We start from the raw sequence: 14,586 nt of genomic DNA, 5'->3' as shown, positions 1-14,586 counted from the left end.
GGTTAGCGTCCTGTCGCAACACAAAGCTTGATTCCATTATTTTTTAACCTTTTCATTGTTTCTAATATCTTTTTAGATATTTTCTTTTTTGTCATATCTATTAATGTTCCATCAATATCAAAGAATATGATTTTTTATTGTTTCACCACCATTTCATTATGTTTTGTAAAATTATAACATATCAATTTCAAAAAACATAAAAAACAATGAATATTTTAATCAAAATTACATTTTAGTAAACTCATAGATTTCATATGTAGATATTTTTCATGTAAAAATCATCTATCCATTGAATCACCAAATCCAAATATCTTATTCCTCTTAAAATTATCACTTTTCAATTTCATCTATAAATCTTTTTATTTCTTTGTTTTCAAAAGCCATCATAGTCTTGTAGAACAAAATGATTGAATTATAAAGTTCCTTAGTATTTTGAATGAATATCATAATATGTTTTTAAGCTTTTTACAATGCTCCTATGATAGAAACTTTTGAATACTAAATAATATATTTTGCATCTTAATATAAAGATTGACCTGTTGGTGTTAATGTTAATCCTTTATATGTACGATGAAATAACAAGATTCCAATACGTTCCTCTAATGAATTGATTTGCTTTATAACGGCATTCGTGGAAATATACAATTGTTCAAATACTTTAGAGAAACTTCCTGCATCAGCAACTTTAATAAAAGTATCTCATTGATGATTATACATGCTTAATCATTCCTTTTATAACATATATTGAGATAGAAAATGATATAAGATATCATTCGTCATATGATTAATCTTTTCATCTTCTTTTAATTGCCAATAAGATTCATGTAAATCACATTCTCCACAAATATCTACCCCAATCACATTTTGGTGTTTAAAAATATCTTGAAGTATTTTTTCCAATGTCTTAATAGACATATTTCCTTGATCCCAATTCGTTCTTGCCCAGTAACGATCAAGAACATCTTTATCAATAGAAATATAAGCAGGTAATGTCAAATCTACTTTTTTGATTTGTAAGTGAGCGACATCTTCTTCCTGTTCATTGACACTAATGTAAATCACTTTGGATGCTACATCATTATTTTCTATATTTTGTTGACTAGGGCCAATAAGAATAAGCTGTTTTAAATAGGCATTTTCATGCAATAATTCTCCTGCCCAACTTCCACAGCTTGTTAAATCATGAATCATAGGTTGAAGCATATCGGTATGATGATCAAACAAAACAAGGGAAAATGGCTTTTTGATTTTATCAACAAATACCTTTGTCATATAATGGTAATTTCCATTATCCAAAAAATGAATACCTTCAGGTCCATAATTATTTAAACGTCTTTGAATTTCTAACATAGCTTCATGACTACAATACATATCAGTCCCTTCAATATCACTTAAATCTATTCGTATAAGATGATTAACATCATTTCCAATATTAGCAGGATATATATGTGAAAAATCTAATAATAAATTCTGTTCCAAAATACGTCACCCCTATTTATATCTTAACATGAAAGACAAAAAAAGTGAAAATAGAGTACTAAACTTTTGATAATGAAAATAAGATAGATAAAGTAATAATTTTATCTACCTTCCTGTAATATCCATCCAATAATAATATGAGCATTATTTTTATGCCAATCTTGTTAAAACTGGTTCATTAAGCATATCTTGATTCTGAACAAGATCTTCCTCAATTTCAATCTTAATTGAATAAAAATTTTATGTCAATGAATTAAAATTCATATGAAAATATAGATATTGAAACTCATTATTTATATATGAAAAAACTGTACCTTTATAAAGTACAGTTTTTTCATCAAATTAATAACAACATCACAAATCTCTTATCAACAATACCTTTTTTGTCAAAATCCAAGATATGATATAAACAACAAGGGATACAGTTAAAACAATAAGATATGTTGATAAATGATTTCCTAAAAGAAGGAACAATCCAATGAATATACCTGCAGACACAGGATAAGAAATAATTGAGCCTAGAATACTTTTTGTTTCATCAGTAAGAAAATAGAACGGTAAAATGATTCCACCAGCAAGTAAAGCCATGGCAACACTAATACAAACAAATATCATCACTCCATCATTGTTTGAACCAATGACAGTTGAAGCAATATATCCAAAAACAATTCCAAAAACCAATCCAATTAAACTTATTCCTAAATAAGAAATATATTTACTATCAACATAAGTTCTTCTAGAAATCCTTGTTGTAAGAACTGTTTTAATCCATCTAGATGTTTTATCTAAAGTAATTGTCGTTGTTACAATCATTCCTAATAAGACTGTTGCCAGTACCGTTAATACCCATGGTGTTGAAAGATGAGATAGACTTGCTCCAATAATGATAAATACAACCGTTAAAATCAATAAACTATTTTTGACAATGTAATAATCTTTTAATAATAAGCCTTTCATTTAACAAGCCCCCTTTACATACATCAACATAATTTCATCAATATTGGCTGGTATAACCATTGCTTTTGGATATTTCTTTTCAGCTTTCTGTCTATCAGCAACCAATACCTGCCATTCATAATCTTGTTTTCTATATGCAATCATATCTTCCTTATCCAATGCATCAAATTGAGCCGCACCACATTTCATAATACCATATTTTTCTAACAGTTCATCTTTAGGTTTTGAAAAAATAATCTTACCTTCATGAATAAATACAATATAATCAGCTACTTTTTCTAAATCACTTGTAATATGAGATGAAATCAAAACAGAATGTTCTTCATCTTGAATAAAGTCTAATAACATATCCAATATCTCATCTCTCACAATTGGATCCAAACCACTTGTGGCTTCATCAAGAACCAGTAATTTTGAATGATGTGAAAAAGCTACAGATATAGAATATTTCATCTTCATTCCTTTAGAAAAATTCTTGATTTTTTTATTCATTGGCAATTGAAATTTGACTAACATTTTTTCATATGTGTTCATATCCCATGTTTTATAAATATTCGCAAAAACTTTTCCTAACTGCTTTGGATTGAGTTCATCAGGATAATTATTACCATCAAAAACAACACCAATTTCATCTTTAGAAACTTCATCAATGTTAGAACTTCCTAACATTGTGATTGTTCCACTTTCTATATTTGTCAAACCCAATATCGAATGAATCGTTGTACTTTTTCCTGCCCCATTTCACCAATTAAACCTACGATACTTCCTTCAGGCACATGAAAAGAAATATTATCTAAAGTAAAGTCCTTATAATGTTTTGTAACACCATCAAGTTTTAATGCTAATTTCTCCATAATCTTAATCCTCCTCATATAACAAAGATAATAAAGACTGTAGTTGTTCAAGTTTGATTCCACTAACTTTTGCTATTTCTATCGCTTCAGTCAAATGTTCTTCAATTCTTTTTTGTTGTTCTTCTAAATAGAAATCTTGATTTTGAGCTGACACAAAGCAACCTTTTCCAGCTGTGGTTTCAATAAAACCATCTGACTGAAGTGTATCGTATGCTTTTTGCACTGTTAAAACACTAATATGCAATGATTTAGCTAATCCTCGAATAGAAGGAAGTGCTTCACCTGCTTTTAACTCTCCACTCATGATTAAAGCTTTTATTTGTGATGAAATCTGCTCATAGATGGGAACACTTGCATGATTATTAATAAATATTTCCATTCAATCACATCCTTTTGTATTATACTGTATTACTATTACAAGTACATAATACTATCATATACAGATGTCAATATCTTTTTAAATAATCTCAAATTATTCTTTATTATTAATAGCTAATAAACAATTTTTCCAAAGGCAATACAACATGATTTATTCGAATAAAACAAAAAAAGATTTTATAAATGCATTTATATTTTAATAAAATTTCATTTATCTATAAAATCGTTATAAATAATCGTATATCATTTTCATTATCTAGAATACACATAAAAATCACTGTAAAAAAAAGAACAAAACGTTAATTCGTTTGCTCTTAATTTTATTTATTCAACACCTACGATAAATGAATATACTGGTTGTTGACCATCTACACATTCTATTTCAGCTTCAAAATGATCTTCTACATAATCTTCAATTTCTTGAACTTCATCTTCTGTAACATCTTCGCCATAGATTAATGTAATAATTTCAGAATCATCATCAACCAAATTGTTTAAAGTTTCCTTTAATGCATCCACTTTATTAGGAACACAAGCAACAATATCTTTTTCACATAATGCCATATATTGATTAGCTTTAATATCAACACCATCAATATTTGTATCTTTAATTGCAAATGTGACCTGTCCTGTTTTGACATGAGCAATCGCATCATTCATTTCAGCAAGATTATCTTCTAAAGATACTTCCGGATTAAACATAATACATGCTGATAATCCTTGTGGTATAGTTTTAGAAGGTACAACTTTGACATCTACTTCATCTTCTAATATAATCGCTGCCTGTTGTGCTGTCATCACAATATTTGAATTATTAGGTAAAATAATCACATGTTTAGCGTTGACATCTCTAATCGCTTGAACGATATCTTCGGCAGATGGATTCATTGTCTGTCCACCACTGACAACATAGTCACAATGTAATTCTAAGAACATATCTTTGATACCTTTACCAGCAGCCACACTAATAATAGAAACTTCTTTTGGTTCTTCTTTAGGTGCAGTCAAAGTTGCTTTAGCATTGGCAGCAGGTGTATTATTAGCTTCTAAGATAGAATTATGCTGTTCCTGCATATTTTCAATCTTTAACTTAACAAATTCACCATATCTTTGAGCTGTATTTAAAGCATTACCCGGTTTTAATGTATGCACATGAACTTTAACAATATCTTCATCCTGAACCACAACAATACTGTTTCCAGGCAATCTTTCTAATTCATTTCTTAAATTTTCTTCTTTAAAGACTTTGATTTTTGCTGGATCCAATCGTAAGATGAACTCTGTACAATAACCATAAGCTTCTTCACTATCTGATTCTACATCAACAAGTGCTTCTTTTGCAGCTTCTCCTTTAATATCTACTCGTTCAATTTCTTCTCCTGCAAGAGCTGCCATAAATCCTGTCATAATTAACAATAGTCCAGCTCCACCACTATCAACCACACCAACTTCTTTGAGTACAGGTAAAAGTTCTGGCGTTCTTTCCAGTGATTCTTCAGCTTCTTTAACAAAGTAAGAAAAAACATCTTCAATCTCCATTCCCGGTTTCGCATATTGAACAACAGCTTCACTTGATTCTCTAATAACTGTTAAAATTGTCCCTTCAACTGGACGCATAACAGCTTTATAAGCCACTTTAGCTCCATTTTGTAGAGCTTGTGCTAATTCTACAGCATCTACTTGTTTTTTCCCTTCAAAAGCCATAGAAATTCCTCTAAAGATTTGTGAAAGAATAACACCAGAATTTCCTCTTGCTCCCATCAATAAACCTTTAGATAACTTCTTTGAAATTTCATATATATCGTTAGAATCTAATTTTTCAATTTCACTTGCACCAGAACTAAATGTCAAAGACATATTTGTTCCTGTATCTCCATCTGGTACAGGAAAGACGTTCAATGCATCAATCTCTGGATGGTTATTATGCAAAACAGTTGCTCCAGTTATAACCATCTCTTTAAACAGTTTACCATCAATGATTCTCATGTTAACCCTCCACTAATCTGTCACACGAATGCTTTGTACAAACACATTCACTGCTTCAATATCAATATCTAAAGTTGTTTCTAATACATATTTCACTTTCTTTTGTACTTCATAAACAACTTCAGAAATTTTCACTCCATATCCAACGATAATATAAACATTTAAAATGATTCCTGTTTCCCCATCTTCTACGACAATCCCTTTAGCATAATTATCTTTACCCAAAAGATCATAAAAACCATCTTTCATAATCTTTTGGCTTGCCATTCCAACAACACCATAACATTCTGTTGCAGCACCCCCAGTAATACTTGCAACAACATCTAATGAAAGATGTATATCTCCTAAATCAGTTGTTTTCGTTATCATAACTATTCCTCCGTTCTTATCATAAATTTATAAATAGTTACCTATATTATATCTCATTTTTAAATTATTGACAATTATTTCATGGCAATGCATACGCATTATAACCCACTTATATTCTCTTGTAAATAAAATTTAAAAAAATATTGAAATATTCATCTTTTTCAGATATTATAAAAATGTTCAAATACAATATTTTTTTATTTTTATATGAAAAAGTATTTGCATTTTCTTTTTATTAATGATATTATACTTAGGTATGTGAAAGACACTTTGTAAAGGATGGTGAATATAATGGCTAGAAAATGTGAAGTGAGCGGAAAAGGACCTATGTCTGGTAATTCTCGTTCTCATGCATTAAATGCAACTAAGAGAAAATGGAATGTTAACTTACAAAAAGCTACTATTTTAGTCAATGGTAAACCAAAAAAAGTAAAAATTTCAGCAAGAGAATTAAGAAGTCTTAGAAAGAGTGCTTAATGATAAAGATTGCATCCTAGTGGGATGCTTTTTTTATATATTTAATCATATGTTTTCAATCTTATTTTATACAAAAAAAGAAGATAGTTTGGACTATCTTCTAAAGCCTTTTTTGAATTGATCAAAGATTGATTCTTTTTTTGTGGCTTTTTTTAATTTATGATAAAGTTCTTTTTCCTCACGAGATAATTTTGTAGGAATTTTTACATCAATCTTAACATACTGATCTCCATAATTATCACTACGTAAGTCTTTAACACCTTTACCTTTTAAACGTAATGTTGTTCCGGGTTGTGTTCCTTCTGGGACTTTTAATGTCACATCTCCATAAACTGTTGGTACATCTACGTCACAACCAAGCGTTGCATCAACTGCTGAAATTGGAATGGAAATATAAATGTTTTTGCCATCACGCTGGAAGTGTTGATGTGGTCTAACATAAATTTCGACATATAAGTCACCATTTGGTCCTCCATTTGTACCACGATGACCTTTTCCTTGAACACGTAACTGTTGATGTGTATTGATACCAGCAGGTATATTTAATTCAACTGTTATATTTTTATTGACATATCCATTTCCATGACAATGTGGACATTTTTCTTTAACAACTTTTCCTGTTCCATGACAGTCTGGACATGTTGTTTGATTAACAAATGTTCCAAATGGAGAACGTTGCTGTGTACGGATTGTTCCTGTTCCTCCACAGCGTGAACATGTCTGATAATCATTTGGTGTTTTTGCACCTGTTCCATGACAATGTGAACATTGTTCATCATAATTGATCTTAATTTCTGTTTTCTTTCCTTTAATCGCATCCATGAAGTCGATTTCCAATTGTACAAAACGATCTTCACCACGCATTGGACCACTCTTTCTTTGACGTGATCCTCCACCACCAAAGAATGAACCAAAAATATCTCCTAAGTCAACATCTTCAAAGCCACCAAAGCCACCAAAACCTCCGGCTCCACCACCGAATCCACCAGTTTGATCAAATGCAGCATGACCATAACGATCATAGGCAGCTTTTTTATTGTCATCTGACAAAACATCATAGGCTTCCTGAACTTCTTTAAATTTTTCTTCAGCTCCAGGTTCCTTATTGACATCAGGGTGATATTTTTTAGCCATTTTTCGATAAGCTCTTTTGATTTCATCAGCACTGGCATTTTTTGACACACCAAGCACTTCATAATAATCTCTCTTTTCAGCCATAATCTCACCTCTTGACTAGATAAAACCAAGGCAAAGCCTTGGCTTTATGTTAATTTTTTTCTGTAAAGTCTGCATCAACAACGTCATCATCATTTGTTGCTGTATTTGAAGCATTACCTGTTGGGTTAGCTCCTTGTGATTGTTGTTGATATTGATATGCTGCCATTTGTTGAGCCATTTGTTCTAATTCACTCATTTTTGATTCAAGTGTAGCCATATCATTATCATCTAATGCTTTCTTCAATTCATCTCTTAAAGCAGTTGCCTGAGATTTTTGATTAGCATCGATCTTATCTCCTTGTTCAGCTAAAGCTTTATCAATTTCATTAATCATTTGTTCAGCTTTATTTCTTGTTTCAATATCTTTACGTTTCTTTTCGTCATCAGCTTTATTTGCTTCAGCTTCTTTAACCATTCTATCAATTTCTTCATCACTTAAACCAGTTGAGTTTTGAATAGTGATAGATTGTTCTTTTTGTGTTTTCATATCTTTTGCTTTAACATTAACAATACCATTAACATCAATGCTGAAAGTGACTTCAATTTGAGGAACTCCTCTAGGTGCAGGTTCAATACCATCTAATTTAAATAAACCTAATTGTTTATTATCCTTAGCCATTGTTCTTTCACCTTGTAATACGTTGATATCAACAGCTGGCTGATTATCAGCAGCAGTAGAGAAAATTTGTGATTTTGTTGTTGGGATTGTTGTATTTCTTTCGATTAAGACAGTCATGACTCCACCCATTGTTTCAATACCTAATGATAATGGTGTAACATCCAATAAGACAATGTCTTTAACATCTCCAGCAATAACTCCACCTTGGATTGCAGCACCCATAGAAACAACTTCATCAGGGTTTACTGATTTGTTAGGTTCTTTTCCAAGTAATCTCTTTACTGATTCTTGTACAGCAACAATACGAGTAGAACCACCAACTAATAAAACTTGATCAATATCATTTGGTGACATACCTGCATCACTTAATGCCTGTCTTACAGGTCCTTCTGTACGCATAACCAAATCATGTGTTAATTCATCAAATTTAGCTCTTGTTAATGTTAATTCAAGATGTAATGGACCAGCTGGACCAGCAGAAATAAATGGTAATGAGATTTGAGTCTGCATCATACCAGATACATCTTTTTTCGCTTTTTCAGCAGCTTCTTTAACACGTTGCATAGCCATTTTATCAGCGCTTAAGTCAACACCTTGTTCTTTTTTAAATTCAGCAACAATCCAGTTCATGATAGCTTGGTCAAAGTCATCCCCACCTAAATGGTTATCTCCAGCAGTAGCTAAAACTTCAAACATACCATCTGCTAAATCAAGGATAGAAACGTCAAATGTTCCTCCACCTAAGTCATATACTAATACTTTTTGTTCTTTATCTAATTTGTCAACACCAAATGCTAAAGCTGCAGCAGTTGGTTCATTAATAATACGTTCTACTTCTAGACCAGCAATTTTTCCTGCATCTTTTGTTGCTTGACGTTGTGCATCATTGAAATATGCTGGAACTGTGATAACAGCACGATTGACTGGTTCACCTAAATAAGCTTCAGCAGTTGCTTTTAAGTTTTGTAAAATCATAGCTGAAATTTCTTGAGGTGTATAGTCTTTTCCATTGACATGTTCTTTGTAACTTGTACCCATATGTCTTTTAATTGACATAACAGTTTCTTTGTTCGTTACAGCTTGACGTTTTGCAGCTTCACCAACAATAATTTCTCCATTTTTAAAGGCAACAACAGATGGAGTTGTTCTTGAACCTTCAGGGTTCGCAATAACTTTTGCTTCTCCATTTTCCATTACACTGACACATGAATTTGTTGTTCCTAAATCAATACCAATAATTTTATTACCCATAACGATCATCCTCCTATTTTTTATTCATTCACTTTAACTAAAGATGCACGAATAACGCGATCTTTCAATTTGTAACCTTTTTGAAGCTCCTCAACAACAATATTATGACCATATTGATCATCCTGTGTTGTCATCACTGCCTGATGTAGATTAGGGTCAAATTCTTTACCCTGAGCTTCAATCACTTCTACACCATTTTTCTTTAAAATAGCCATCAATTGATCAAAGATCATTTGATATCCTTTTAAAAATGTCTGAACTTCTTCACTAGGATTTTGAACATTTAAAGAACGCTCAAAATTATCAACAACTGGAAGCAATTCTTCGATAAATGACTGCATCATAAATTTTAAAGAATTTTGATGTTCCTTTTCTAAACGTCTTTTCAAATTTTCCATATCCGCAAAAACTTTATAATAATCCGTTTTCCAAGTATTCACTTCTTCTTCCAGCTTTTTCATCTGATTTTCTAAGCTTTCTTCTTTTTGTTCTTCCTTTTCTTGAGTTTCCTCTACAACTTCCTGTTCTTCTTTAACTTCTTCCTGTGTAGTTTCCTTTTCTTTTGCCATTATTTCACCTCTATTCATCATCTTCTTGATTACTTAGAACTTCTTCCAAGCTCTTTGAAATATACTCAACTAAAGAAACGACTTTTTCATAAGGCATACGTGTAGGCCCAATGACTGAAATAGATCCTTTAGACTCATTCCCTGTTTTAAATGAAGCTGATATAACTGATACATCATTTAAATCCTGAATTGGTGAATCACTTCCAATTCTCACTGTGACACCATCTTCCAATGCGATTGGTTCCAGACTTTTCCATGATTGAGAATTTTCAAAAGCACTGACTAAACGACGTAATTTATTCACATCATTATATTCAGGCTGATACAATAAATTTTCTTTACCAGAGAAATAAACATTATTGTTTGCAAATTTCATAAACGCCTCTAAAAAAGCATTAAACAAAACTTCATGTTCTTTAATTCTTGCACTCAATATAGGTTTGACATCTCTTTCTAATCGAAAAGCCACTTGATTAATAGGTGTTCCATCTAATAACTCATTCATGACATTCACACAACTTGTTAAATCTTCCATATAGGCATTATTTTTAATATTGAAATTACGATTTTCAACATGTCCTTTATCTGTCACAATAATTGCTGTGACAGTATGTTCTGATAATGGAACAAGTGTAATATTCTGCAAATGTTCATAAATGGCATTAGGACCCAAAGCCACTGTTGTTAAATGGGTAAGCTGACTTAAAATTTGACAGCTTTCTTTAATAATCTCATTTAACGAACGATGACGATTTCCTAAAAGTGTGGACACTTGATTCTTGACTTCATCATCTACACTAGGCTGCATCAATGTATCGACATAAAAACGATATCCTTTGGTTGAAGGAACACGCCCCGAAGATGTATGTGTCTTTTCAAGATAACCATGTTCTTCAAGAAATGACATTTCATTTCTAATTGTCGCACTTGAATAAGGAAGCTGATACTTCGTCATCAAGGTTTTTGATCCTACTGGTTCAGCCGTTTCTACGAACTCCTCAACTATACATTTTAGAATCAGTAACTGTCTAGCTGTCAGCATATCTCAACCTCCTTTAGCACTCCTTTTACCTCTGTGCTAATTACATTATACTCATCTTTTTAGCACTGTCAACACTTTTGTGCTAATAAATAAAGAAAAACAGACTAAGTCTGTTCATCTTCCAAAAAATCTACTAATATACTATTTAAATAATTGATCCCTAATGATGTTGTTTTTAAATACCCATTATCTATTTCTAATAAATTCATCTTTTGATATTTTTCAATTACATGATGATATCGCTTTTGAAAATCAATTCCATATAATTGATTGATGTGTGAAATAGATATACCTTCATTCAAACGCAGTCCCATCATTATTTTTTCAAATAACTGATCACTCTTTGTTAAAGTGATATCATTTTCCAAATAATGATGTTCTAAATAACGAGTCAATGATTTGGTATTTTCATATCTGTGTCCATTTTTTAAAGAATGTGCCGAAACCCCAATCCCATCATAATCTTCATAATGCCAATACACAAGATTATGTAATGAAGGTTTATATGCATAAAAATTACTCACTTCATATTGATGATAGCCATGCTGTTGTAATCTTTCTCTAATCAATGCATATATCTTGGCATCTTCTTCATCATCTAATGGCTGATAATGTTCATTTTTTAAAATCGTATGATCTTCCAAAATCAATGAATAATAAGACACATGTCCAACCTTTAACTTTACCAGTTCATCAATATCTTCACAAACATCTTGAATCGTCTGTTCTGGCAAACCATACATTAAATCAATATTGATATCCTGAACACCTTTATTTTGTGCCTCTAAAATAAAAGATTTCACCTGTTCACAAGTATGAACACGTCCAATCTTTTTTAATAAATGATCATGAAATGTCTGAACACCTATACTCAAACGATTCACTCCATTTTGCACACATAACTCTAATTTTTCATGACTCATTGTTTCTGGGTTCATCTCCATACTCCATTCCTGACAATGACGGGCATAAGGTTTTAAGAGTTCAAATAAATATTGTAATTGTTCATAAGTCAGTGCTGTGGGTGTTCCTCCACCAATATAAATTGTTTTATAATCATGAGATAACTGTTTTTGCTGAATTTCAAATGCTAAAGCATCTAAATATTGCCATGTCCACTTTTCATTATAAAAAACTTTACAAAAATCACAATATGTACAGATATGTTGACAAAAAGGAATATGAACATACAAAGCACTCATGATAAACCAAATTCCTTTGCCAGTCCACCTAATGATGTTTCTTTATAATCACTGGATAAATCTTTTCCAGTTTCTTTCATGACTTTGACAATCGTATCAAAAGATACTTTATTTTTTCTTAAATAACCTAACTGTTTTGCTAACATGGCCGCATCTAAGGCACGTAATGAACCATATCCATTACGTTCAATACAAGGAATTTGAACATAACCTCCTACTGGATCACATGTTAAACCTAAATTATGTTCCAGTCCCATTTCAGCTGCATATTCAATCAAAGAATTATTCAATTCATAAATCCATGCCATTGTTGCTGCTGCCATAGCACAGGCTGTTCCAACCTCAGCCTGACATCCTCCATCGGCTCCCGAAATCGTTCCATTGGTTTTCACAACATTCCCAAAAAGTCCCCCAATGGCTAAAGCTTTAATCAAATCTTTCTTTTCAATATGCAACTGCTTATAACAATAATACAATACAGCTGGCATAATACCACTTGCACCACAAGTTGGTGCTGTAACAATCTTTCCGCCATCCGCATTTTCTTCTGAAACAGCATAAGCATAGCTGGAAATAAATAATCTTTCTCGATCAGCTTCACGACGTGTATTTTGAGCCTGTTGAAACATTGATTTCGCTACTCTTTTTAATTTTAATTTCCCTTGAATCAGTCCTTCTTTTTTCAAGCCATTTTCAACACTTTCAAACATGGCTCCTAAAATATCTGAAAGAAAATGATCAAAATCATCTCCTTCATTTTCTAAAACATAATCATATAAAGATATTCCATGTTCATCTACATAATGTAAGATTTCTTTCATCGTATTTTGTTTATAAACTTGAACAGGTTCCTGTGCCAGATCCCCTTTAAATAAAATAGAACCCCCACCAATTGAATAAACTTCAATCTGTTTCATTTCCTGATCACCTTGAAAAACATGGACTATCATCCCATTAGGATGTTCTGGTAATTCTTCACTTTTAAAAGAAAAGTCTACAGGTTTTGGTGCAAATGTCTTTTCAATAATATAATCAGTTAAATGTCCTTTTCCAGTTAAAGCTAACGAACCATGTAAATCAACATGAAAACGTGTCGCTTCAGGGTACATTTCTTTAATTTTCAAAGCCGCTCTTTGTGGTCCCATTGTATGTGATGATGAAGGTCCAAATCCGACCTTAAATAATTCTCTCATTGATTCCATGATTCATTTCCTCCCATTCTCATTAAAAATAGTTCTAAACCTTTATATTTATCTATTTTCCCTGTCTTCACAGCAATATCCAGCTGTGATAGTTCATCAATATGTGCCAATAATTCTTTCAAATCAAAATCCTTACCATCACGTCTAATATATTTTAAACGATAGGGATTCATAGATAAAATTTGAGCAATTTCTCTATCATTATAACCTTTTCTATCTAATAATTTCACTTGATATAATAAACGCATGGCATTACCAATCAAAACAATTAATTTGACAGGTTCTTCATTATTCATAATCAAATCTTTATAAATTCGAAAACTTCTCGCTGTTTCTTTATTTAAAATCGCCTGACTTAATTCAAAAACATTTTCTTCAACCTGCTTTGTCACCAATAAATCAATCGTTTCTACAGTAATATGTTTTGTATACAGGCATAATTTGTTCACTTCCTGTGAAATTTCCAGAAGATGAGAAGGCATACGTGATAAAAATAGTCTTAATGCTCCTTCATCTATTTCACAACCTCGACTCTTAATCGCTTGATGCGTCGCTTTATATAACTGACGCTCATCCATTTTTTCAATATCATAAAAATGAGCATACTTGCGTAATGTTTTCACTACTTTTTTTCTTTCATCAAAATTTCTTTGATCATGATAAATCACAAATATTGTTGTGGGATTATCTAAAGGGAGATAATCCATAAACTTTTGAATATCTGCATCATTCATTGTTTTTTGTTTTTGAGCCGTTAAAAAAAGTGGATTTTTTAAAACAATCATCTTATATTCCGTTAAAAATGGTGGTGTTAAAGCATCCTCAATAATCGTTGACATACTGCTGTCCTGACACCAATATGTCACCATATTCATATCTTCCTCACAAATATGATACTTCTTTTTGAGTGTCTTTAATCTTTGTTCCATCAACAATTTATCTTCACCATAGATGACAAAATTCATGGTATCACCTCTATCTTT

At 31.5% G+C, this 14,586-nt stretch carries 15 protein-coding genes and 1 pseudogene; 1 reads left to right on the top strand and 15 read right to left on the bottom strand.

What is annotated here, in order from left to right; translation table 11 throughout:
- Positions 1–2: 2 nt before the first annotated feature.
- The 8 genes and pseudogenes from ACGHJ8_RS06135 to ACGHJ8_RS06100 form a co-directional block, all read right to left on the bottom strand.
- On the bottom strand, positions 3–116 hold the full coding sequence (locus tag ACGHJ8_RS06135) for an HAD hydrolase family protein (RefSeq protein WP_390542421.1): 114 nt from the start codon (positions 114–116) through the stop codon (positions 3–5).
- 403 nt (positions 117–519) lie between these two features.
- Positions 520–690 (bottom strand): LysR family transcriptional regulator, encoded by a 171-nt coding sequence (locus ACGHJ8_RS06130; RefSeq protein ID WP_275086201.1) that lies wholly within the window; start codon positions 688–690, stop codon positions 520–522.
- Positions 691–732: 42 nt separating this feature from the next.
- A complete protein-coding gene (locus ACGHJ8_RS06125) occupies positions 733–1,479 on the bottom strand; it encodes an arginase family protein (RefSeq protein WP_211964809.1) in 747 nt (248 codons plus the stop codon).
- A 354-nt stretch (positions 1,480–1,833) separates the two neighbouring features.
- On the bottom strand, positions 1,834–2,436 hold the full coding sequence (locus ACGHJ8_RS06120; protein WP_211964810.1) for an ABC-2 transporter permease: 603 nt from the start codon (positions 2,434–2,436) through the stop codon (positions 1,834–1,836).
- Positions 2,437–3,290, bottom strand: a pseudogene (locus ACGHJ8_RS06115) (ABC transporter ATP-binding protein).
- 4 nt (positions 3,291–3,294) lie between these two features.
- Positions 3,295–3,669, bottom strand: a complete 375-nt coding sequence (locus ACGHJ8_RS06110; protein WP_087357350.1) for a GntR family transcriptional regulator — start codon at positions 3,667–3,669, stop codon at positions 3,295–3,297.
- A 323-nt stretch (positions 3,670–3,992) separates the two neighbouring features.
- Positions 3,993–5,654: a DAK2 domain-containing protein gene (locus tag ACGHJ8_RS06105; protein WP_087357351.1), complete on the bottom strand. Its 1,662-nt coding sequence runs from the start codon at positions 5,652–5,654 to the stop codon at positions 3,993–3,995.
- Between the two features lie 12 nt (positions 5,655–5,666).
- Positions 5,667–6,023 carry an Asp23/Gls24 family envelope stress response protein gene (locus tag ACGHJ8_RS06100; RefSeq protein ID WP_087242856.1) on the bottom strand — a complete coding sequence of 119 codons (357 nt, stop codon included), beginning with the start codon at positions 6,021–6,023 and terminating at the stop codon, positions 5,667–5,669.
- Positions 6,024–6,314: 291 nt separating this feature from the next.
- On the opposite strand from ACGHJ8_RS06100, the gene rpmB reads away from it, so the two are divergent.
- Positions 6,315–6,500, top strand: a complete 186-nt coding sequence (gene rpmB, locus ACGHJ8_RS06095; RefSeq protein ID WP_087357353.1) for a 50S ribosomal protein L28 — start codon at positions 6,315–6,317, stop codon at positions 6,498–6,500.
- 93 nt (positions 6,501–6,593) lie between these two features.
- Here rpmB and dnaJ read toward each other — a convergent pair whose 3' ends face one another.
- The 7 genes from dnaJ to holA all read right to left on the bottom strand — a co-directional run bounded on the left by dnaJ (position 6,594) and on the right by holA (position 14,568).
- On the bottom strand, positions 6,594–7,718 hold the full coding sequence (dnaJ, locus tag ACGHJ8_RS06090; protein WP_087357354.1) for a molecular chaperone DnaJ: 1,125 nt from the start codon (positions 7,716–7,718) through the stop codon (positions 6,594–6,596).
- 49 nt (positions 7,719–7,767) lie between these two features.
- Positions 7,768–9,588: a molecular chaperone DnaK gene (dnaK, locus tag ACGHJ8_RS06085; protein WP_087357355.1), complete on the bottom strand. Its 1,821-nt coding sequence runs from the start codon at positions 9,586–9,588 to the stop codon at positions 7,768–7,770.
- A gap of 20 nt (positions 9,589–9,608) precedes the next feature.
- Entirely contained in the window at positions 9,609–10,157 is a 549-nt protein-coding gene (gene grpE, locus ACGHJ8_RS06080) for a nucleotide exchange factor GrpE (protein ID WP_211964811.1), read from the bottom strand.
- A gap of 10 nt (positions 10,158–10,167) precedes the next feature.
- The gene (hrcA, locus tag ACGHJ8_RS06075) at positions 10,168–11,199 is read right to left on the bottom strand and encodes a heat-inducible transcriptional repressor HrcA (RefSeq protein ID WP_087357356.1); all 1,032 of its coding nucleotides are present in this window, start codon (positions 11,197–11,199) and stop codon (positions 10,168–10,170) included.
- Between the two features lie 104 nt (positions 11,200–11,303).
- Entirely contained in the window at positions 11,304–12,401 is a 1,098-nt protein-coding gene (hemW, locus tag ACGHJ8_RS06070; protein ID WP_211964812.1) for a radical SAM family heme chaperone HemW, read from the bottom strand.
- On the bottom strand, positions 12,398–13,603 hold the full coding sequence (locus ACGHJ8_RS06065) for an L-serine ammonia-lyase, iron-sulfur-dependent, subunit alpha (protein ID WP_087357358.1): 1,206 nt from the start codon (positions 13,601–13,603) through the stop codon (positions 12,398–12,400). Before ACGHJ8_RS06065 ends, hemW begins: the two co-directional genes overlap by 4 nt.
- On the bottom strand, positions 13,591–14,568 hold the full coding sequence (holA, locus tag ACGHJ8_RS06060) for a DNA polymerase III subunit delta (protein ID WP_390542238.1): 978 nt from the start codon (positions 14,566–14,568) through the stop codon (positions 13,591–13,593). Before holA ends, ACGHJ8_RS06065 begins: the two co-directional genes overlap by 13 nt.
- Between the last annotated feature and the right edge of the window lie 18 nt (positions 14,569–14,586).

This window comes from Massiliimicrobium timonense, from assembly GCF_042850985.1.
GTDB lineage: Bacteria > Bacillota_I > Bacilli_A > Erysipelotrichales > Coprobacillaceae > Allocoprobacillus.
Note: the sequence above shows the minus strand (reverse complement) of the source record. Positions and strands in the feature narration are given on the sequence as shown.